The following is a 20878-nucleotide window of genomic DNA, read 5'->3' as shown; positions in this document are numbered from 1 at the left end:
CGCAACGCCCCGCCCCAAGGGGCGCGGGGAACTGCGCGACCAGCCACAGCCGACCCGCAGCGCACCGGCAGCCGGACCACCCCACCCCCGCGCCCCGTAAAATTGGCCGCACTGTGTCTGAGTCACCCCAAACCCCCGAAGCCCCCGAAGCGTCCGGCACCCCCGAGGGGGACGGGCCCCGGCGGTCCGGCCGTCCGCAGGCCGCCCCCCGCTTTCCCGGCGGCCCCTCCCCCGACCCCGCCGGGTCACACCACGAGCGCCGGATCCGCAGCTTCCAGCCGCGTCGCAGCCGGGTCACCACCAGCCAGGGCGACGCCCTGCGGCGGCTCTGGCCCATCTGGGGGCTGGACATCGACGGGCTGCGCAAGCTCGACCTCGGCGAGCTGTTCGCGGACGAGCGGGGCCCGCGCCCCGACCTCCCCGTCGTCCTGGAGATCGGCTTCGGCATGGGCGAGGCGACCGCGCAGATGGCCGCCGCCGACCCGGACACCGGCATCCTCGCCGTCGACGTGCACACCCCCGGCCAGGGCAACCTCCTCGGACTCGCCGAACGCGGCGGCCTGACGAACGTCCGCGTGGCCAACGGCGACGCGATCATCCTGCTCCGCGAGATGCTCCCGCCCGAGTCCCTCGCCGGACTGCGCGTCTACTTCCCCGACCCCTGGCCCAAGGCCCGCCACCACAAGCGGCGCCTGATCCAGCCGGAGTTCCTCACCCTGGCCGCGCCCTCGCTGAAGCCGGGCGCGCTCCTGCACTGCGCGACGGACTGGGAGCCGTACGCCGAGCAGATGCTGGAGGTCCTCACCGCGCACCCCGACTTCGAGAACACGCGGCAGGACGGAGGGTTCGCCCCGCGCCCGGACTTCCGCCCCCTCACCCGCTTCGAGGGCCAGGGCCTGAAGAAGGGTCACGTGGTCCACGACCTGCTGTTCCGCCGTGTGGAGCAGCTCGGGGCGGGCACCGGCAAGTAAAGGCCCCGTCGCGGCCACCCCCATCCCTCGTTAGGGTCAACGACGTGGCCACCAGTCCTCCGTATCCGATTCCCCCCGAGCCGCCCGCCCCGGGGGAACTCCGCCGAGCCCACTGGTGGCAGCGGCGCGCGGTCCGCGTGGCCGGACTCGTCACGCTGCTCGCGCTCTCGGGCCTGGTGATCCTCGCCCTGGTCAGGGAGCAGACCGGCACCGAGGGCTTCCTGGTCGGGCTCGGCCTCGCGACCGTGCCGGTGCCGCTGCTCGTCGCCGCGTTCCGCTGGCTGGACCGGGTGGCGCCGGGGCCCTGGCGGAACCTCCTCTTCTCCTTCGCGTGGGGCGCCTGCGCGGCCGCGCTCATCGCGATCGTCGCGAACAGCTTCGCGATCCGCTGGATAGCGACCGCCACCGCCGACCCGCACAGCGCCGACACCCTCGGCGCCACGGTCATCGCGCCGGTCGTCGAGGAGTCCGCGAAGGCCGCCGCGATCCTGCTCGTCTTCCTCTTCCGCAGACGCGACTTCACCGGCATCGTCGACGGCATGGTCATCGCCGGGGTGACCGCTACGGGCTTCGCGTTCACCGAGAACATCCTCTACCTCGGCAACGCTTTCGTCACCGACCAGCTCAGCCGCGACAGCGGCCTCGCCTCCGTGACGGCCGCGACGTTCTTCGTACGCGTGGTCATGTCGCCCTTCGCGCACCCGCTCTTCACCGTCCTGACCGGCATCGGCTTCGGCATCGCCGCCTTCTCGGCGGAGCGCATGCGCCTGCGCCGCGCGCTGCTGCCGCTCGGCGGACTGCTGCTCGCGATGGGCATGCACGCGCTGTGGAACGGCTCCGCGGTCTTCGGCCAGTACGGGTTCTTCGCCGTGTACGCGCTCTTCATGCTGCCGTCGTTCGGGCTGCTGACGTGGCTGGCGATCTGGACCCGGCAGCGCGAGCTGCGCATGATCCGCGCCGAACTGCCCGTGTACGCGGCGGCGGGCTGGCTCACCCCGCCCGAGCCGTACGCGCTCGGCTCGATGCGGGCCCGCGCGCTGGCCCGCGACTACGCCTCATACGCCTGGGGGAAGGCCGCGGGCCGGGCGGTCATGGAGTACGAGACGTACGCGACGTCACTGGCGTTCCTGCGCCACCGGGGCCGCCGCGGCCGGGCGGGCGCCGACTTCGTCGTACGCGAGCGGGAGTTGCTCGAGAAGCTCTGGGAGCGCCGCGAACCGGCCCGGCCCGCCCTGGCCTACGCGGCCCGCGCCACCGCCCCGGTCATGCTCCCGATGCCGTACGCGCCGTACGGCCACCCCCACGCCGCGTACCCGCACGCCCCGTGCGCCCCCTACGCCCCTGCCGCGTACGCCCCCGCTCCGTACGGGCAGCCGCAGCCCCGTCCGGCATACGGCCACCCGGCCCACAACCCCTACCGCACCTAGGCGGAGGCCGCCGTCAGCGCCGACAGCTCGGCGTCCGTCAGGGAGAGGTCCGCCACCGCGAGCAGCGCGGGCAGCTGCTCGACCGTGCGCGCGGAGGCGAGCGGCGCCGCCACGGTGGGCTGCGCCGCGAGCCAGGCGAGGGCCACGGTCGCGACCTCGGCGTCATGCGCCTCGGCGATCCCGTCGAGCGCGGCGAGGACCCGGTCGCCCCGCTCGCTGCCCACGTACTCCTCGACCCGGCCGCTGCGCGCGCTCTCGACGCGTGTGCCGGGGCGGTACTTGCCGGTGAGGAAGCCCGACGCGAGGGCGAAGTAGGGGACGGCGGCGAGGCCGGAGCGCGAGGCGAGCTCCTGGAGCCGGCCCTCGTAGGTGTCGCGGGAGACGAGGTTGTAGTGCGGCTGGAGCGCGACATAGCGCGCGAGGCCCTCGCGGTCGGAGAAGTCGAGGGATTCCTGGAGCCGCTCGGGGGAGATGTTGGAGGCGGCGATGGCGCGCACCTTGCCGGCCGTGACCAGCTCGTCCAGTGCCCCGATGATCTCCTCGACGGGGACCGAGGTGTCGTCGAAGTGGGTGTAGTACAGGTCGATGTAGTCGGTGCCGAGGCGGCGCAGCGAGGCGTCGGCGGCCCTCTTGATGGTGTCCGGGGCCAGCCCCTTGTACTCGGGGTGGGCGCCGGCCTTCGTGGCCAGGAGGATGTCGGAGCGGTTGCCGCGCTCGGCCAGCCACTCGCCGATGAGGGTCTCGGACTCGCCGCCCTCGTTCCCCTCCACCCAGCTCGAATAGGTGTCGGCGGTGTCGATGAAGTTGCCTCCCGCGGCGGTGTAGGCGTCGAGGACGGCGAAGGACGCCGTCCGGTCGGCGGTCCAGCCGAAGACGTTGCCGCCGAGGGCGAGCGGGAAGACCTCGAGGTCGGATGAGCCAAGCGTGCGAAGAGAAGTCATGCGTTCCTCAACGGAGCCGCCGGAAACAGAATTCCGGCGGCTCCCCCAAATGAACGTCAAGTCGTCCGCTTCGGGTCAGGGGTTGAGGCCCTTACTCTGGAGCCAGGCGAGGGGGTCGACGGTGGAGCCGCCCGCGGTGTGGACCTCCATGTGGAGGTGCGGTCCGGTGACGTTGCCGGTCGCGCCGACGCGCCCGATGACATCGCCGGTGCTGACCTTCTGTCCCGCGCTGACGTTCATCGAGGACTGGTGGCAGTACCAGACCTCGGTGCCGTCGCTCAGCTCCAGGACGGTGCGGTAGCCGTACGCGCCCGCCCAGCCGGCTTCCTTGACGGTGCCGGTGTGGACGGCCTTGAGCGGGGTACCCGTCGGTGCGGCGAAGTCGAGGCCGGTGTGGTGCCCGGAGGACCACATGGAGCCGGCGACACCGAAGTGCGACGTGATGGTGTACGAGGAGGTGGGCAGCGCGTAGCTCTTGGCGAGCTTGGCCCGGCGCTCGGCCAGGGCCTTGGCCTCGCGGGCCTCCTGCTCCTTCTTCTTCTTGGCGGCGGCCTTGGCGTCGGCCTTCCGCTCGGCCAGCCTCTGCTGGGCGGCGGCCTCCTCGGCGGCCTTCTTGACGGCGGCCTCCTCGGCCGCGGTCCGCACCGCGTCGTCCGCCTGGTCCTGCTGGTTCTCGGCCTGCTGCATGATGCGGGCGCGCAGTGCCTCGCCCGCGTCCGTGGCGCCCTGCTCGGCGTCGGTGGAGCTGACACCGGCGGCGCTGAGCGGAGCCGCGGCCGTGACGGCTTCGGAGCCCGCGGGGGCGGCGGAGTCGTCGGAGAGGAGGGAGCCCACGCCGGGCAGGGACTCGGCCTCGGGGAGCGAGTCGGCGACGGCGCCGAGGTCGGGCATCGAGATGGAGACGGGCGCCTTGCCGTCCTGCGCGGTGGCTATGCCGCCCGCGCCGACGGCGGCGATGACGCCGACGCCCAGCACGGTGGAGCTGCGGGCGAGCCCGCCGCCGCCCTTCTTGTGCACACGGTGCCTGCCGCGGACGGGACGGACGGACTCCTCGGTGGGATTCCATTCCTCCCAGGTCTCCTGGTCGTAACCACCGAAGTCGTCGTCATTCGGTACGTACGCGGCTTGGGGGGCAGGCCGGTTGGACGCCACTGGGGCGCACTCCTTTCCTTCCTTCTCGCCTACCGGGTTAGCTGACGGGTTCGGAGCAGGAAGGTCTCCTACGGACAACCGGCACGGATGCACAGCTGCCCGATTCACCCCAAGTTGGTGGTTCCCCGGCTCCCTTGCGGGATTAGGCGTGTGCGCACGGAGCCGCCTCTAGTGACGGCTGGGACGACCGCGCTGCGTTATCGAACGTTAATAGACAGCGGTGCCGTATTCCAAGCTGTTCCGATTGATCATTAACGCTCGCGGGCAGGACTTAACGGGACACGAGGGTTCGCACCGGGGCAAGTTGACCCTGTGTCACCCGAGAAAGTCACACACCGGAACTTCACATTCCCTTGACAGAACGTCAGTTGTGATGCGGAGGGCTGCACTTCAGTCACGGCCAGTGACATGGCTCTCCGCCGCGGCCTTGCCGTCCCCGGTGGCCGGCCGCCGCACCGCGAGCAGCGCCATGTCGTCCGTCGCCGCGCCCCCGGTGTGCCGCCGCACCTCCTGCGTGAGCGTGGCGAGCAGCGTGTGCGGGCCCTCCCGGCCGGGGAAGATCCGCCCGCCGAGCCGGGTCGCGGGGTCGTAGAAGGCCCCGGTCGCGTCGCGCGCCTCCGAGAGACCGTCCGTGTAGAAGAGCAGCATCGCCCCGGGCGGGAACTCCGACTCGTCCGCCCGGTCCGGCCACGCCCCTAGCTCCCCCATGCCGAGCGGCAGCGCGGGCTCGCTCGGGGAGAGCACGCACAGCCGGCCGTCGCCCCGCAGCAGCAGCGGCTCCGGATGCCCCCGGTTCACCAGCCGTACGCAGCCGTCGCCGACCCGGATCTCCGCGAGGACGGCGGTGGTGAACCCCTCGAAGGCGTCGAGCCCGTCGCGCCGGGTGCCCTCCCGCGCGAGGGCCCGCTCCAGGCGCTGCGCCACGGCCTCCAGGGTGGTCTCCTGCTCGGCGGCCTCACGGAAGGCGCCGATGACGACGGCGACGGCGGCCACCGCGCCCATGCCCTTGCCACGGACGTCGCCGACGATGAGCCGTACGCCGTGCGGGGTGTCCTGTACGGCGTACAGATCACCGCCGATGAACGCGTCGGCCTGCGCGGCCTCGTACCGCGCCGCGAGGTCGAGCCCGCCGATGCGGGGGTCGGGCTGTGGCAGCACGGCGCGCTGGGTGGCCTCGGCGATGGAGCGGGCGATGGCGAGCCGGTCGTTGCCACGGCGCACGACGCGGTTGATGAAGATCGCGAGGGCCGCGACGGTCGTCACGGTGAGCAGTTCGGTGACGGCCTCGACATGGCCGCCGACGGAGCTGCCGTAGTGCAGCACGGTGACCGCGACCGAGGCCGCGACGCCCGTCAGGACGGTGCCGAGCAGCGAGTAGAAGGGGGCGGCGATCAGCGGGGCCGCCGTGAAGAGCGGTGCGGCGGTGAACTCGGGCGGGGTCAGGGCGTCGTACACGACTCCGACGACGAGGAGCAGGACGGGCAGTATCCGTACGAGGGTCCGCTCGTGCGCGGTGGCTCCGCTGCCGCCGGTACCTCCACGCTGCCCCACCGCTTGTCTCCCGCCGATCCCGCGCCCATCGCCGCGCTGCACCCAGGCTTCCTGGAGAGGGGTCCTGGTGCGAGCTGGTGTGGGCCGTACGGGTGACGGGAGGCGGGGAAGAAGGGCATACCGCCCTGGAAGAGAGCCTGAAAACCCGAGAACCCGAGAACCCGAAACCCCGAAACCCGAAAAACCGGGACCCCCGAAAACACCGAAGGCCCGGATCCAGTGAGTGATCACTGGATCCGGGCCTTCGGCCTTCAGTAGCGGGGACAGGATTTGAACCTGCGACCTCTGGGTTATGAGCCCAGCGAGCTACCGAGCTGCTCCACCCCGCGTCGGTAAACACAACAGTACGCCATCCGAGGGGGTGAGGCGAACCAATACCCTCCGGGGGCCCCGGCCGCGTGGCGTTAGCATCGGCACTTCGCCGATCACTGGGGTTCACCGCCATGCCGCTGCCGCGTATCGGAGTCGTCATCGTGACCATGGGCACGCGCCCGCGGGAGCTGGACGCCCTGCTCGCCTCGGTGGAGAAACAGGACGTCCCGGCGGCGCGGGTGGTGCTGGTGGGCAACGCGACGCCACTCACCGGCATCGCGACCGGCTCGGCACGCCTGACCAAGATCCCGCTCAAGGAGAACCTCGGCTGCCCCGGCGGCCGCAACGTCGGCATCGAGGCGCTGCGCGACTCGGGCGAGGTCGAGGGTGATGGCGATGGCGATGGCGAGGTGGATGTAGTCGTCGAACTGGACGACGACGGCCTGCTCATCGCCGACGACGTGTTCCGCAAGGTCCGGCAGCTGTTCGCGGAGGACCCGCGGCTGGGGATCATCGGCTTCAGGGTCGCCGACGAACACGGGCACACGGAGCGCCGCTGGGTGCCCCGGCTGCACGCCGACGACCCGATGCGCCGCGGTCCGGTGACCGCCTTCCTCGGTGGCGGCCACGCCCTCTCGATGCCCATGCTCCGGGAGATCGGCTTGTGGCCCGCCGAGTTCTTCTTCGGGCACGAGGAGTCCGACCTGGCGTGGCGCGCGCTCGACGCGGGGTGGCGGATCCGCTACGAACCGGAGCTCGTCCTCCAGCATCCGAAGACGTCCCCCGCCCGGCACGCGGTCTACTACCGGTTCACCGCCCGCAACCGCGTCTGGCTGGCCCGCCGCCGGCTGCCGGTGCCGTTGATCCCCGTCTATCTCGGCGTGTGGATCGTCCTCACCATGGCGCGGACGCGGTCCCTTGCGGGCCTGAGGGCGTGGTGGGGCGGTTTCATCGAGGGGGTGCGGACGCCGTGCGGTCCCCGGGGGCCGATGTCGTGGCGCACCGTATGGCGGATGACCCGGCTGGGCCGCCCGCCGATCCTCTGAGGGGCTTGACCCTGACGCTGCGTCAACGTTGCAGCCTCGTCGCATGACGAACAACAGCACTTCCACGGCCCGGCCGGCTCCACCGGTCGGCGGGTTCCAGGAGATCGACGGCCGCCGCCTCTTCGTGCACCGGTCGGGCAGCGGCGGGCCGGCCGTCGTGTTCCTGCCGGGCGCCAGCGCGGTCGGCCTGGACTATTTCGGTGTGCAGCAAGGGGTCGCGCGGTTCACCACCGCCGTGGTGTACGACCGCGGCGGCACGGGCTACAGCGACCCCCTCCCGCTGCCGCGCACCGCCGCCGAGGTCGCCACGGAGCTGCGCGAGCTGCTGCGCGTCCAGGGCATCGCCGGCCCGTACGTACTCGCGGCGCACTCCCTGGGCGGTGCCTACGCGCACCGTTTCGCACAACTGTTCCCCGAGGACGTGGCGGGCCTGGTCTGGCTGGACGCCTTCCACCGTGAATGGGACGACTTCATGCCCCCCGCGGCGAGCCTGGCCGCGGCCGAGCGGATGGCACCCGACGTGGCGCAGCTCGAACGGATGCGCCCTGCCCTGCGCGAGATGCGCGCCGAGCTGCTCGCGAACCACCCGGAGCACCTGCGGCAGCCGCTGCTCGAAGCCAAGGAGAGCGACGCGTGGCTCCGCTCCGGTGTCGCCGAGCGGGGCGGCCTTGCCGAACTCGCCGCCGAGCTGAAGGCCGGGCCGGACATACCCGACGTCCCGGTGGTCGCCCTCACCGTGGTGGGCGACGACCCCGCCCAGCAGGCGCCGGTGCCGGAGCGGACGGCGCGGGAGATGCGCGAGGCCAGGACGAGAATGGACGCCGCCCTGGTGGGCGCGGTCTCGCGCGGGGAACAGCGCGTCCTCGCCGACACCTTCCACCACCGGCTCTGCTTCGACCGTCCCGACGCCGTGATCCAGGCGGTCCGCGACGTCATCGACCGGGCGGCCCCGGCCCGGTACCAGCCGTGCCCCCCGCGCGCCTAAACTCCCGGCACGGATGATCACGACACGACACGTTGCGTCGCGTCACGCCACGCCCACAGCCCGGAGGTGAACGGTGCTTACGATCAGCCAACTCGCGGCGGCAGCCGGCGTGACCGTACGCACCGTTCGCCACTACCACCACTTCGGCCTGCTGCCCGAGCCTGAGCGCGATGCCTCCGGCTACCGCCGCTACGCCGCGCAGGCGGCGGTGGATCTCATCCGGATCAGGACCCTCGCCGATGCCGGTGTCCCGCTGGCCCGTATCGACGCGCTGCTGCACGCGCGGCCGGCCGAATTCGCCTCGGCCCTGACTGACATCGACGCCGAGCTGGGGCGCAAGATCGAGCAGCTCAGCGAGTACCGCCGCCGGATCGCCGAACTGGACAGCGGTGAACGGCTCGTCCTGCCCCCCGAGGTGGTCGCCATCCTGGACCGGATGCGCGGCCTCGGGGTCAGCGAGCGCAGGGTACGGCTGGAGCGCGACTCGTGGATCCTGACGCAGGCGCTGGACCCGTCCTCCATGCCGAGGCGGATACGGGACAAGAGCGCCCGGTTCGACGACCCCGAGACGACGCGCCTGTATCTCGCCTGCGACCGGGCGGTGGACTGGGACCCCGACGATCCGCGCCTGGAACAACTCATCGACGAACTGGACGCGTGGGAGAAGCGGCACGGACGGGACGGTGGCCGGCCGGGGAGCCCGAAGCTGGTCTTCTCCCGGATCTTCGGGGAGGCGTCACCGGCCTGGCAGCGCATCCTCGAAACACTGTCCCAGCGCGCCGAGCGGCGCCGAACCGCCGCGGAGCACGACGACTGAGACTTACGCGCAACGCCCCGCCGGAACGAATCCGGGCGGGGCGCTGCGGTGTCGTACGTACGTCTGATCAGGGGTGCCCGCGGCCTCAGGCGGCGGTGGTCAGTTCGGCGTCGCGGGTGACGTCCTGCCGGCCCGGGGCGGTGTGCTCCCCGGCCGCCGAGGTGTCCTCCCCGGCCGGGGCCTTGCGGTCCCGGATGAGGATGACGGCGAGGGCGGCCGCGGCCAGGACACCCGCCGCCCCGGCCCAGAAGCTGGCGGACATCGCCTCGGTGAAGGCCTCGCGGGCCGTCGCGGCGAGCGCGGAGTCACCGGTGGCGGCGGCCAGGGCGAGCGCGTCGGACACGGAGTGGCTCGCCCCGGCGGGTACGGCGTCGGGCATGGCTCCGGTGTAGGTGCGGGAGAGGACCGTGCCGAGGACGGCGACGCCGAGGGCCGCGCCGGCCTGCTGGACGGTGTCGTTGAGTGCGGAGCCGACCCCGGCGTGCTCGGCGGGGACCGCGCTCATCAGGGCGGCGGTCGCGGCGGGCATCGCCAGGCCACCACCGATGCCGATCAGCACCATCGCGGCGGCGAGCATCCCGAACCCGGCGTCGGAGGGCAGCGAGGCGAGCACCCCGAACCCGGCGGCGATGACGGCGAGGCCGGCGGCGGTCATGGGCCGGTTGCCGATCTTGTTGCCGAGGGTGGCGCCGACACCGTTGAACAGCAGCGTGGCGACGGCCATGGGGGCGAAGGCCAGGCCCGTCTCGGTGGGCGAGTAGCCGAGCACGAACTGGAGGTACTGGGTCAGGACCAGCATCAGGCCGCCGTTGGCGAAGGTCAGCAGGACGAGGGAGAAGCTGGCGCCGCTGAAGACGCGGTCGCGGAAGAGGCCGAGGGGGACCGTCGGCGCATCGCAGCGGACCTCCCAGATCCCGAAGGCCACCAGGGAGACGACGGCGACGGAGAGCGAGACCTGCGTACTCGTCTCGCCGAGCCCGGCCTTGGCGGACTCGATGATCGTCCACACCAGCGCGGTCATCCCGACCATCGAGAGCACCATGCCCAGCGGGTCGGCCTTGCGGGCGGGGCCCTTGGACTCCGGCATGAGGACGAGGGCGGCGACGATGGCGAGGAGGGCGATCGGAACGTTCATCAGGAAGACGGCGCCCCACCAGAAGTGGGCGATCAGCACACCGCCGAGCACGGGTCCGCCGACCAGGCCGACCACGGCCACCGCGCTCCAGGCACCGATCGCCTTGCGCCGCTCCTCGTCGTCGAAGACGGTGATCAGGATCGACAGCGTGCTGGGCATCACCAGGGCACCGCCTACGCCCATCAACACCCGCCCGGCGATGAGCTGTTCGGGGTTCTGCGCGACGGTGGCCAGCAGGGACGCGGCCCCGAAGAGCACAAGCCCCGCGATCATGACCCGCCGCCGCCCGAACCGGTCGGAGAGGCTGCCCGCGGTGAGCAGCAGGCCCGCGAAGACCAGGATGTAGGACTCGATGATCCACTGGATGTCCTGGGCGTCCGCGCCGAGGTCCTCGGCGATCGGCGGGACCGAGACGGTCAGGACCATGTTGTCGATGACCAGCACGAGCGTGCTCAGGCAGAGCACGATCAGGATGAGCCAGCGGCGCGGATGACGGCGCTCTTCCATCGTGGAACCCCTCAAGACATAGACGTGTGACGCGGACGGAGACCGAGCCGGGAACTGGGCGCGTACGCCGTGCTCCCGTTGCGAACACTGTACGCACAGCGCACGCTGTGCGCAATGAGCGAACGCCATACGCGCGCCATGGCCCCGCCCCGCGGCGCCCGCACCCGGGGCCCACGAACGAGCGGTTCCCTTACGGCCACCGGGTCACCGGCATGTCGCCGCCGCCCGGACGGGATGAGGCTCCGGGGCAGGAAGAACCCCCCGGAAAGAAGCGACGGCAAGACTCGGAGGCACCACATGCACGGCTACATGCACAGCTGGAGGCGCCCCAAGGGCGGACGCAGGACCCTCGCGACGACCGCGCTCACCACGCTCGCCCTGGTGTGCGGCGCCCCGCCCGCCGCGGCCGACCCCCGCCCCGACGACACCATGCAGGGCTCGGTCGGCAACTCGCCCGGCTACGGCAGCGGCAACCTCGTACAGATGCCCGTGAAGACGTCGTTCAACTTCTGCGGCAACACCATCAACGTCGCCGGCGTGCCCAGCCCCGCGGTCGGCAACGTCTGCGAACCGACCTGACCGCCCCCGGAAACGACATCGGGCCCCTGATCGGATTCCTCCGACCAGGGGCCCGTCCCGTAGACCGTGTGGGACTCGAACCCACAACCAATGGATTAAAAGTCCACTGCTCTGCCAATTGAGCTAACGGTCCTCGGTGGTGCACCCCCGAGCATAGCGGGACGCGCCCCGTCATCCGATCGGGTATCGCCGTCGGGAGTCGTCCGGCCACCCGGGCGCCGCGGAAACGGGGGCGGCAAGACCCCCGGCCGGGGCCCCAGTTGAGGGTTGTCAGGGGCCCCGTTCGAAGGTGTCACCGTGTCACGGCCGCTGTCGTGCCGCTAGAAGAGGCCCTTGTAGCCGCCCCACCCCGAGGCGATCTTCGTCCGCCCGGTGAACGAACCGTTCCCCTTGCCGTCGTTCCGGTAGAGGTTCCCGGCCGTGTCGCGCACGACCAGGTCGGCCTTGCCGTCACCTGTGATGTCACCGACGCCGATCACCGCGTTGTAGGAGGCACCCCAGGCGGTGAAGACCTTGGCCCTGTCCTTGAGGGTGCCGTCGCCCTTGCCCTCGTACCGGTACAGCGTGCCGTCCGTGTGCCGGGCGAGGACGTCCCCGATCCCGTCACCGTTCAGATCACCGGCCCCCACGATCTTCGTGTACGACTTCCACGCGGACCGGATCTTCTTCCCCGCGGCGAGCGTCCCGTCGCTCTTGGCCGCGAAGACGTGGATGTCGCCGGTCGAGGCCTTGCGGGCGAGGAGGTCCGCCCGGCCGTCACCGGTCAGGTCACCGGGCGAGGTCAGCACGTCGTACGCGTTCCAGCCGGTGCCCAGCTTCGTGTACGGGGCCGAGGGAGTCAGCGGGCCGCCGCACTCCGGGCGGTAGCCGCGCAGGGAACCGTCGGTCATACGGACCAGCACGTCGTTGCAGCGGTCCTTGTCCAGGTCGCCGAAGGGCACGGCGAGCGCCTTCGCCGGCCAGCCGCTCGCCGACACCTTGGCCGAGAAGCCGCCCTTCCCGTCGCCCTGCTGGAAGGTCAGCCCGCCCGAGGAGTTGAGGGTGAGCAGGTCACCGGTGCCGTCGGGCTCGGCGCCCGCGCCCACGTGGTCGTGGCGCACGGGCGTCCCCTGGTGCAGCGCGACCGTGCCGCGGGTCTCCAGCGATGGCCCGGAACCGTCCGCGGGCCGCACCGTCAGCGTCCAGTCGTAGCGGCCGGTGGGCAGTGGCGCGTCGGGGCCGGCGCCGTGCCAGCCCACGGCCAGCTCGCCCCGCGTCGTGCCGCCCTCCTCCGTGTCCACGACCTCACCCGTCCCGTGGGCGCGGACCGTCAGCTTCCAGCCCGCCGCGGGCTTGGAGAGGAGCAGCGTGGTGAGAGTGTCCGGCACGGCGTCCCGGGTGGTCGCGCGGACCGACGCGGCGTCGTCGGCCGGTGCCATCGGCTCCAGCGGCTGCGTCGGCTCACCGGACGGCACGAGGTGCACGCGCTCCCGCTCGTCCACGTAGGCGACGGTGGCGCCCGACTTGTCGACGGTCCACCGCACATGGCGCTGGGAGACGCCCGTGTCGGGCAGGTCGCCGATGTGCCGGGTGGTGGCCGTGCCGTCCGCCACCTCGGTCAGGGCGAGCTTTCCGGCCTTCTTGTCGTGCGTGACCACGTAACCGTCGCCGAGCAGCGCCTCGCCCCCGGGCACGGGGACCGTCCGCTTCTCCGTACGGTCGTACACGCCCGCGGGCCCGTCGACGTCGCAGCTCCAGTACAGCCAACGCCCCAGCGCCTGGAGCTCGGTGGGGGCGCAGTCGGCTCCGGTGGAGACCTCGTCCACCGTCTTCTTCGCCGTCAGGTCGTACGCGGTGACCGTGCCCGGAGCCGTACCGGGCGTCCACAGGTCGTCCCCCCACAGAGCCGCGGCGCCCGCGTCCCGGGTCACCACGGCGGGCGCGTAGTTGCCGAGGCGGTAGACGGACTGCTTGCCGTCCACCGTGTGGATCACGTACTTGCCGGAGAGGTCGGTGATGACGCCGCCCGCGGGGACACTCTTCTCGAAGAGGTCGGTGGAACCCGGCCCGTTCACCCGGATCCGGTCGTCGACCTGCTCGTGCTCCAGCCAGGCGATCCGGCCGTCGGTGGTGCCGTGGATCTGCGAGCAGCCGACGTCCTTCGCCGGACAGTCGCTGCCGATCAGCACATTCGTTCCCGGCGTGAAGGAGGAGCGCTCGCCGAAGGCCGGGGCGCCGGCCGGGAGCGGGCTGTCGACCGTACGGGCGTAATCGTCGCGGCGGCCGCTGGAGGAGTCGGTGACCAGCAGCCTGCCCTGGGCGAGCGCGAGCCCGCGGATCTCCGGCCTGGGACGGGGCAGCGGCTTGACCACGGTGACCACCGGCCGGCCCGACCCGTCGGCGGTGATGCGCTGGATGGCCTGCTGCCCGCCCGACGGGCCGATGACGACGGCCGTGCCGCCGGGGCCGGTGGAAATGGCGGGCCGGTTCATCTTCCCCACCAGCGTCACCGGGTCGCCGCCCGCGATCGGCGCGGCCTTCACAGAACCCGCCGCGCTGCCGGTACGCGGGCGGTACAGCAGCCAGTCGCCGACCACCGCGAGGGCATCGCGCGGCTGGAGGGTGCCGCCTTCGAGGGAGACGGCCGTGGGAGCGGCCGACAGGTCGGAGCGGTCGAGGACGAGGACCTCGGACGCGTACCTGCTGTACACGGCGACCCGGTCGGGCGAGATGGAAGCGAAGGTATGCCCGGAAGGCACGGCGTCGGACCAGCCCTTGACCTGCCCGGTCCGCATGTCCGCCTCGAACACCCGGCTGGTCCCCGCCACCTTGCCGAGGAAGAACAGGGACGACTCGTCACCGCCCAGCGGAGGGCCGACCACGCCTCCCTCGGGCAGACCGCGCACCGTCACGTCATGCGGCGAGCCGTCCGCGCCCGGCGAGAGCAGGTGCAGGGTGTCGGGGTCGGGTCCGGGGTCGTCGGCCGTCTTCGTGTGCGTGATGACCGTGGAGCCGTACGTCGCCAGGTGGATCTGGCCCTCCGGGAGGGGCAGCGTGCGGGACGTCCGGTCCACCGCGTCCCACAGCTCGACGACCCTGCCGCCGCCGGGCCGCCTGGCCAGCAGGTCGCTCCCGGTGGGCGCCGCTTCGATCGCCCCCACGTCCGCGGGCACGGGGAACGTCTTCCCGTCCGCGTAACGCGTCCAGACCAGGCCGCTGAAGCCCTCCATGCGGTGGAAGACGCCCTTGGCGCCCGCCCCGTCCGCACCCCGCATCTGCTCCGGGGCGAACAACGACGCCGAAAGGTCCGTGGTCCGCTCGGCCGCGGGCACCACCGCCTCGGAGCCCGTGGGCGCCGCGGAGGCCGGCGGCGTCAGCGGGCCCGCCCCCGCCACGACGGCGGCGGACACGGCCACGGCAATGCCGAGACGTCTCGTCCGACGGTGATGTGCCCAGGCATGACGAGTCAAGGAAACCAACGGAAGTCCCTCCCCAGGGTGCCGGGAGGTGCCTGTCGCAGGCGGCGATCCGGCCCCCGGCCGTCGTGCCCCTCCCCAAAGTTCCCTGATCGTACATTCGCCCCCGGACAGGCCAGTGGCCCCCACCCGGATCGGGTGGGGGCCACTGGTTCACTGCTGGGACTCAGCCGTTGCGCTTCCAGCGCGGCTTGTCGTCACGGCGGCCGAAGGAGCCGGTGCCGGTGCCGGAGCGGTCGCGGTTGTACGCGGGACGCTCGTGGCCACCGGAGCGGAAGCCGCCGGAGGGGCGGTCGTCGCGACGGTCACGGTTGAACGGACGGTCGCTGCCGCGGTGACCACCGGACGGGCGGTCGTCACGGCGGAAGCCGCCACGGTCGCCGCCACGGGTGTCGTCACGGCGGTCGCGGTTGAAGCCGCCACCCGACGGACGGTCGTCGCGACGGAAACCACCACGGTCACCGCCACGGCTGTCGCCACCACGGTCACGGTTGAAGCCACCACCCGACGGACGGTCATCGCGACGGAAGCCGCCACGGTCGCCACCGCGGTCGTCACGACGGTCACGGTTGAAGCCGCCACCCGACGGACGGTCGTCGCGACGGAAACCACCACGGTCACCGCCACCACGGTTGTCGTCACGGCGGAAGCCGCCACGGTCACCACCGCGGTCGTCACGACGGTCACGGTTGAAGCCGCCACCCGACGGACGGTCGTCGCGACGGAAGCCACCACGCTCACCGCCACGGCTGTCGTCGCGGTTGAAGCCGCCACGGTCGCCGCGACGGTCACGCTCGTAGTTGCCGCGCTCATCACGCTGCGGACGGCGGTTCTCGTACGAGGAGGAGCGCTCCTCGCGGACCGGGCGCTCGGCGGTCGGCTGCTCGGGGACCGACACGACGGCGGCCTCCACGACGGCCTCGGCCGCGGCGGCGGCCTCGGCGACGGCGACCTCCGGGTCCTCACCGCGCTCGCGGGCGGCACGCGCGGTGAGGCGGTCGGCCTCCTCGCGCAGCTCGGCGGCGCGGCGCTGCGCGCGCTCCAGCTCCTTGGTGAGCTCCTTGACCTCACGCTCGGCCTGGGTCGCGGCGTTGCCCGCGGAGTCGGCCTGCACCTCGGTCATCGAACGGGCGCCGGTGATCTCGGCGACCTCCGGGTCGAAGGTGCCGCCGCCGTTGATGATGTGGCGCGTGGCGTCGACGCCCGCGTCCTCCATCAGGCGGAAGATCTGGCGGCGCTGGTGCGGCAGGGAGAGGGAGACGACCGTGCCGCTGCGACCCGCACGGGCCGTACGGCCGGAGCGGTGCAGATAGTCCTTGTGGTCACCGGCCGGGTCCACGTTCAGGACCAGGTCGATGCCGTCGACGTGGATGCCGCGGGCGGCGACGTCGGTGGCGACGAGGGCGTTGACGTAGCCCTTCTTGAAGTCTTCGAGCACGCGGGTACGGGCGCCCTGCGTCATGCCGCCGTGCAGCGCGTCGGCCTTCACACCGGAGTCGCAGAGCTGCTCGGCGATGCGGTCGGCGCCCAGCTGGGTGCGGACGAAGATGATCGTGCGGCCCTTGCGCGCGGCGATGGCGGCCGTGACGGGCGCCTTGTCGCGGGGCTTCACGATCAGGATGTGGTGCGTCATGGTCGTGACGTTGCCCTGGGCGCTGTCGACCTCGTGCGTCACCGGGTTGGTCAGGTAGCGCTTGACCAGCGTGGAGATCTCGTTCTCCATCGTGGCCGAGAACAGCATGCGCTGGCCGCCGGACGGAACCTGGTCGAGCAGCTCGGTGACCTCGGGCAGGAAGCCCAGGTCGGACATCTGGTCGGCCTCGTCGAGGACGGCGATCTGGGTGTTTTCCAGGGAGCAGGCGCCGCGGCTGATGATGTCGCGCAGACGGCCCGGCGTGGCGACGAGGATGTCGACGCCGCGCTCCAGGGCGTAGATCTGGTTGCCCATGGACGTACCGCCGCAGACGACCTTCATCTTCAGGCCGAGGACGTCGCCGTAGGGCTGGAGGGCGTCCGCGACCTGCATCGCGAGCTCACGGGTCGGGGTGAGGATGACGCCGCGGGGCTTCTTCTTCTCGGTGCGGCCGCCCTCGGCGAGGGTCGCCAGCATCGGCAGACCGAAGGAGAGGGTCTTGCCGGAGCCGGTGCGGCCACGGCCGAGGATGTCCTTGCCGGCCAGGGCGTCCGGGATGGTCGCGGCCTGGATCGGGAAGGGCGTGGTCACGCCGTTCTGCGCGAGCTTGCGGACGATGCCCTCGGGCAGACCGAGGTCGGCGAAGGTCATCTCGGGCTCGGCGTCGGCCTGGGCCTCGACGGCGTCACTGTCACCGGCGACCTCGACGGCCTCGGCGGCTTCGACGACCTCAGCGCTCTCGACAACCTCAACGGCCTCAACCGTCTCGGGAACCTCGACGATCACGTTCTGGTTCTCGCTCTGGTTCTCGTCGGTGTTCTGGTTCTCGGGCAGGACGGCGTGGTCAGAACTGAAAATGGACATGCGAAATGCGAAACCTTCCGGAGTCTCGGCACGCGCCCGTCAACTCCGTGATTTCGCAATGGACCGCCTCGATGCGGTCAGCCACGGCAAGGGAGAGTACGCGCCACGCGGCGCTCTTCTGTGTCGGCGCCGGGCAAATGGGATCAAACGATCTACCACCATACGCACCCCCCACCCCATATGGCAAACCGCCCCTCTCAAACAGCCTCCCACCTGCGGATACGCGATTTCCCGCACCGCCGACGAGCTCCCCACGGCAGTTACCGCGGCCCCGCCTCGGGAGACGGCTCGCGCTCCTCGGCCTCCGCGTTCCGGCGCTGGAGCTGCGCGCCCTGCCCCGGCCCCTCGTGCTCCGAGGAGGAGGGCTCCGGGGTGGTCGGGACGGGCGTCGGGGTCGACGAGGGCTTCGGCGGCTCGGGTTCCTCGCTCGTCCGGGTCGGGGTCGGCTTCGGCCGCGGCGGGACGGGCTTGTCGGGCCTCTTCGTCGGCTTCGGGGTGGCCGCGGGCGGCGCCTCCTCGGCGGACTCCGACGCCTCCCCACCCCCGGGGGCCGAGCCGTCGCCCCCCGAGGCGCCGCCGCCCTTGCCCTTGCCTTTGCCCTTGCGCTTGGCCTTGCCCTTCTCCCGGCCCTGCCCGCGCTCACCACCGGACGCGATGTCACCGCCCCGGGCCACCGGCCTGCCGTCGGACACGGCGGACCCGCCGCCGTCCCCCGCGGAGCGCCCGGGCCGCGGCCCGTCCCCGTCGTCACCGATGCTCATGCAGCCCGCGGTCGCCGCGACGGCCACCGCGACCGCGGCCCAACGGACGGGAACGTACAACTGGCGCACGACCGAGCACCTCCTGAGGCGCTGAGAATGGGGACGCCCTGTCCAACTCCCGCGGCACGCAAGAGGACACGGACTCACCCACGCCCGCACCGGCCCCGCACCCGCGGCCGGGCGCTCTCGCTCACCCGTACCCGAGCGCGTGCAGCCGGGCGTCGTCGATCCCGAAGTGATGGGCCACCTCGTGCACGACGGTGATCTCCGTCTCGGCGACCACGTCCTCACGCGAATCACACATCCGGAGCGTGGGGCCCCGGTAGATGGTGATGCGGTCCGGCAGGACACCCGCGTACCACTCGCCCCGATCGGTCAGCGGTGTCCCTTCGTAGAGCCCGAGCAAGTCGGGATCCTCGGCGGGCGGCTCATCCTCGACAAAGACGGCCACGTTGTCCATCAACCGCGTCAATTCAGGCGGAATCCGGTCAAGAGCCTCGCCGACCAGTTCCTCGAACTCCTCGCGCGTCATCTCCAGCACTCCCCCATTGTCGGCCACGCCGTCACCGCCGTCCCGGCATACCTCCCGCCGCAACTGGGCATACGGGACCAATGGCTCGCGACGTCAAGGTCGTTCCCCAAGGCGTACGAAGAGCGGTCCGCGCCCTCACGGGCCACTACCGCGCCCGCCGCACCCACCCCGTCAGCGAACTGGTCAGCCCCCCGCACCCCTACGCCCGTGCCCTCGGCCTGATCACCGTCGTCCTGCTCGGCGCCTGGCTCGGCCTGCTGATCGTCGGCAGCGTGCGCGCACCCGTCGGCCCGATGGACACCCGCATGACGCTCCGCCCGTCCGTCTCCGGCGGCACGAAGATCAACGTCTCCCCGCTCGGCGCCTTGGAACTGCGCTCCCACACCGCCCCCATCCGCCTCGACGTGGACGTGGACCGTCTCGACCCGGTGCGCTCCCAGGCCCTGGTCGACCACCCCGAGCGGCTCTCGGGCCTCCAGGACGAGGTCGCACGTGACGTCGGCCACGGCACACTCGACCTGGCCGCACGCTCCTGCGTCGCCGTCGTCTCGGGCGCGACCGCACTCGGCCTCGCGGTCTACCGCCGCCCGCGCCGCGCGCTCGCGGCGGGCGGCCTGGCCCTCGCCCTCCTCGCGGCCTCGGGCACGGCGGCGTACGCCACCTGGAACCCCAAGTCCGTCCTGGAACCGAAGTTCTCCGGCCTGCTCAGCAGCGCGCCGTCGGTCGTCGGCGACGCCCGCAGCATCGTCAGCGAATTCGACGTCTACCAGCAGGAGTTGGCCCGCCTGGTCACCAACGTGACCAAGCTGTACGACGTCACCTCCACGCTCCCCGCGTACCAGCCGGACCCCACGACCATGCGGGTCCTGCACGTCTCCGACATCCACCTCAACCCGGCGAGCTGGAAGATCATCGCTTCCCTCGTCGAGCAGTACGACATCAACGTCATCGTCGACTCCGGCGACACCATGGACCACGGCAGCGCGGCCGAGAACCCCTTCCTCGACCCGATCAAGGACCTGGGCGCCCCTTACGTGTGGGTGCGCGGCAACCACGACTCGCTCACCACGCAGCGCTACCTGGAGCGCTTCAAAAACGTCCACGTCCTCGACGACGGCAAGGCGGAGACCGTCGCCGGCCTGCGCTTCGCCGGGATCGGCGACCCGCAGTACACCCCCGACCGCTCCGTGAAGCCCGACGGCGACTCCGTCCACCACATGGCCGGCATACGGCTCGCCTCGGCCCTGCGCGCCGAGCGGGCGGCAGGCACCCCGGTCGACGTGGCGATCGCGCACAACCCGACGACGGCGCGCGAGACGGACGGCGAGGTGCCGCTGGTCCTCGCGGGCCACGTCCACCACCAGCGGATGGAGGTCATGGACGGGGGCACGCGGCTGCGCGTCGAGGGATCGACGGGCGGCAGCGGGCTGCGGGCGGTCGAGGGCAAGTACCCCGATCCGGTCGAGGCGTCCGTGCTCTACCTGGACCGTACGACCAAGCGGCTACAGGCCTGGGACGAGATCCGACTGGGTGGTCTCGGCCTGACGAAGGCGGAGGTCAGCCGCCATCTCCCCAAGGAGAACCAGCCCGGGGCACGGCCCCGCCGATAACCGTTTTGGCGATACCTCTTCGCATCCCATATGCTTCTCACGTCCCCGACGCGCTGCAAAGCGCCCAGGCGGGCCTCTTAGCCCTCATCGTCTAGTGGCCCAGGACGCCGCCCTTTCAAGGCGGTAGCACGGGTTCGAATCCCGTTGGGGGCACGCAACACCTTGTGCGAGACTAGTGCTCGCACAATGCTTGGTCCTGTGGAGCAGTTTGGAGTGCTCGCCACCCTGTCAAGGTGGAGGCCGCGGGTTCAAATCCCGTCAGGACCGCTTGCGATTCCACGCGGATCGCGTGGCTGGGTAGCTCAGTTGGTACGAGCGATCGCCTGAAAAGCGATAGGTCGCCGGTTCGATCCCGGCCCCAGCCACTTCCCGAAGGCCCCGTCCCCTGGACGGGGCCTTCGTCGTCCCCCGGACGGTCACCCGGCGGCATCCCCTACCCCGCCGCTCCGCGCCGGACGTCTCCCACCCACCCACCCGTTACTCGGCATCGAGATGTCGGGGTGGGGGCGGGCGGGGGGCCCGTGACCCGGCATCGAGATGGCGGGGTGGGGGCGGGCGGGCGCCCGTGACCCTGCATCGGACCGGCGGAGTAGGGGCAGG

The 20878-nt window shown here is 71.9% G+C and carries 15 protein-coding genes, 5 tRNA genes and 1 riboswitch; of the genes, 10 read left to right on the top strand and 10 right to left on the bottom strand.

Translation table 11 applies throughout. The features are described from left to right. The first annotated feature begins 113 nt into the window (after positions 1–113). Positions 114–971, top strand: coding sequence for a tRNA (guanosine(46)-N7)-methyltransferase TrmB (gene trmB, locus ACF062_RS24460; RefSeq protein WP_392141156.1), 858 nt, complete (start codon positions 114–116; stop codon positions 969–971). Positions 972–1015: 44 nt separating this feature from the next. Continuing rightward, positions 1016–2398: a PrsW family intramembrane metalloprotease gene (locus tag ACF062_RS24455; protein ID WP_392141155.1), complete on the top strand. Its 1383-nt coding sequence runs from the start codon at positions 1016–1018 to the stop codon at positions 2396–2398. Here the strand turns inward: ACF062_RS24455 and ACF062_RS24450 are convergent. From ACF062_RS24450 to ACF062_RS24435, 4 genes are all read right to left on the bottom strand, one after another. Next, positions 2395–3339 (bottom strand): aldo/keto reductase, encoded by a 945-nt coding sequence (locus tag ACF062_RS24450; RefSeq protein ID WP_392141153.1) that lies wholly within the window; start codon positions 3337–3339, stop codon positions 2395–2397. The two genes, ACF062_RS24455 and ACF062_RS24450, sit on opposite strands and share 4 nt — an antisense overlap. A gap of 75 nt (positions 3340–3414) precedes the next feature. Beyond that, complete coding sequence (locus ACF062_RS24445; RefSeq protein WP_392141151.1) at positions 3415–4491, bottom strand: M23 family metallopeptidase; 1077 nt, start codon at positions 4489–4491, stop codon at positions 3415–3417. An 11-nt stretch (positions 4492–4502) separates the two neighbouring features. Beyond that, positions 4503–4650: riboswitch (cyclic di-AMP (ydaO/yuaA leader) on the bottom strand. 231 nt (positions 4651–4881) lie between these two features. Next, complete coding sequence (locus tag ACF062_RS24440; protein WP_392141149.1) at positions 4882–6042, bottom strand: PP2C family protein-serine/threonine phosphatase; 1161 nt, start codon at positions 6040–6042, stop codon at positions 4882–4884. Positions 6043–6297: 255 nt separating this feature from the next. After that, positions 6298–6371 (bottom strand) — tRNA-Met (locus ACF062_RS24435). 114 nt (positions 6372–6485) lie between these two features. Here ACF062_RS24435 and ACF062_RS24430 point away from each other — a divergent pair. The 3 genes from ACF062_RS24430 to ACF062_RS24420 all read left to right on the top strand — a co-directional run bounded on the left by ACF062_RS24430 (position 6486) and on the right by ACF062_RS24420 (position 9202). Further along, on the top strand, positions 6486–7400 hold the full coding sequence (locus ACF062_RS24430; protein ID WP_392141147.1) for a glycosyltransferase family 2 protein: 915 nt from the start codon (positions 6486–6488) through the stop codon (positions 7398–7400). 43 nt (positions 7401–7443) lie between these two features. Next, positions 7444–8385, top strand: a complete 942-nt coding sequence (locus ACF062_RS24425) for an alpha/beta fold hydrolase (protein WP_392141146.1) — start codon at positions 7444–7446, stop codon at positions 8383–8385. Positions 8386–8458: 73 nt separating this feature from the next. Then, entirely contained in the window at positions 8459–9202 is a 744-nt protein-coding gene (locus ACF062_RS24420) for a MerR family transcriptional regulator (RefSeq protein ID WP_392141144.1), read from the top strand. An 85-nt stretch (positions 9203–9287) separates the two neighbouring features. Here ACF062_RS24420 and ACF062_RS24415 read toward each other — a convergent pair whose 3' ends face one another. Continuing rightward, the gene (locus ACF062_RS24415) at positions 9288–10844 is read right to left on the bottom strand and encodes an MFS transporter (RefSeq protein WP_392141142.1); all 1557 of its coding nucleotides are present in this window, start codon (positions 10842–10844) and stop codon (positions 9288–9290) included. Positions 10845–11153: 309 nt separating this feature from the next. On the opposite strand from ACF062_RS24415, the gene ACF062_RS24410 reads away from it, so the two are divergent. Next, positions 11154–11423, top strand: a complete 270-nt coding sequence (locus tag ACF062_RS24410) for a chaplin (protein WP_392141140.1) — start codon at positions 11154–11156, stop codon at positions 11421–11423. Between the two features lie 60 nt (positions 11424–11483). Here the strand turns inward: ACF062_RS24410 and ACF062_RS24405 are convergent. The 5 genes from ACF062_RS24405 to ACF062_RS24385 all read right to left on the bottom strand — a co-directional run bounded on the left by ACF062_RS24405 (position 11484) and on the right by ACF062_RS24385 (position 18677). Continuing rightward, positions 11484–11556: transfer RNA gene (locus ACF062_RS24405), tRNA-Lys, on the bottom strand. A gap of 187 nt (positions 11557–11743) precedes the next feature. Beyond that, a complete protein-coding gene (locus ACF062_RS24400; RefSeq protein ID WP_392141138.1) occupies positions 11744–14812 on the bottom strand; it encodes an FG-GAP repeat domain-containing protein in 3069 nt (1022 codons plus the stop codon). Between the two features lie 232 nt (positions 14813–15044). Next, positions 15045–17375: a DEAD/DEAH box helicase gene (locus ACF062_RS24395; protein ID WP_392141136.1), complete on the bottom strand. Its 2331-nt coding sequence runs from the start codon at positions 17373–17375 to the stop codon at positions 15045–15047. Between the two features lie 260 nt (positions 17376–17635). Then, positions 17636–18205 (bottom strand): hypothetical protein, encoded by a 570-nt coding sequence (locus ACF062_RS24390; protein ID WP_392141134.1) that lies wholly within the window; start codon positions 18203–18205, stop codon positions 17636–17638. A gap of 121 nt (positions 18206–18326) precedes the next feature. Beyond that, positions 18327–18677, bottom strand: a complete 351-nt coding sequence (locus ACF062_RS24385; RefSeq protein WP_223775517.1) for a metallopeptidase family protein — start codon at positions 18675–18677, stop codon at positions 18327–18329. A gap of 71 nt (positions 18678–18748) precedes the next feature. Here ACF062_RS24385 and ACF062_RS24380 point away from each other — a divergent pair, with 71 nt between their 5' ends. From ACF062_RS24380 to ACF062_RS24365, 4 genes are all read left to right on the top strand, one after another. Continuing rightward, positions 18749–20278, top strand: a complete 1530-nt coding sequence (locus tag ACF062_RS24380) for a metallophosphoesterase (protein ID WP_392141132.1) — start codon at positions 18749–18751, stop codon at positions 20276–20278. Positions 20279–20358: 80 nt separating this feature from the next. Continuing rightward, positions 20359–20431 (top strand) — tRNA-Glu (locus tag ACF062_RS24375). Positions 20432–20470: 39 nt separating this feature from the next. Beyond that, positions 20471–20545, top strand: a tRNA-Asp gene (locus ACF062_RS24370). Between the two features lie 24 nt (positions 20546–20569). Continuing rightward, a tRNA-Phe gene (locus tag ACF062_RS24365) sits at positions 20570–20643 on the top strand. The last annotated feature ends 235 nt before the right edge of the window (positions 20644–20878 follow it).

Source organism: Streptomyces sp. NPDC015345 (genome assembly GCF_043078805.1).
Lineage (GTDB): Bacteria > Actinomycetota > Actinomycetes > Streptomycetales > Streptomycetaceae > Streptomyces.
The sequence above is the reverse complement of the archived record's forward strand: the minus strand, read 5'-3'. Positions and strand labels throughout refer to the sequence as shown.

Excerpts from the sequence above, each read along its gene's own strand:
- ACF062_RS24450 (WP_392141153.1), bottom strand. The coding sequence starts at position 3,339 with ATGACTTCTCTTCGCACGCTTGGCTCATCCGACCTCGAGGTCTTCCCG.
- ACF062_RS24430 (WP_392141147.1), top strand. The coding sequence starts at position 6,486 with ATGCCGCTGCCGCGTATCGGAGTCGTCATCGTGACCATGGGCACGCGC.
- ACF062_RS24425 (WP_392141146.1), top strand. The coding sequence starts at position 7,444 with ATGACGAACAACAGCACTTCCACGGCCCGGCCGGCTCCACCGGTCGGC.
- ACF062_RS24415 (WP_392141142.1), bottom strand. The coding sequence starts at position 10,844 with ATGGAAGAGCGCCGTCATCCGCGCCGCTGGCTCATCCTGATCGTGCTC.
- ACF062_RS24410 (WP_392141140.1), top strand. The coding sequence starts at position 11,154 with ATGCACAGCTGGAGGCGCCCCAAGGGCGGACGCAGGACCCTCGCGACG.
- ACF062_RS24395 (WP_392141136.1), bottom strand. The coding sequence starts at position 17,375 with ATGTCCATTTTCAGTTCTGACCACGCCGTCCTGCCCGAGAACCAGAAC.
- ACF062_RS24380 (WP_392141132.1), top strand. The coding sequence starts at position 18,749 with ATGGCTCGCGACGTCAAGGTCGTTCCCCAAGGCGTACGAAGAGCGGTC.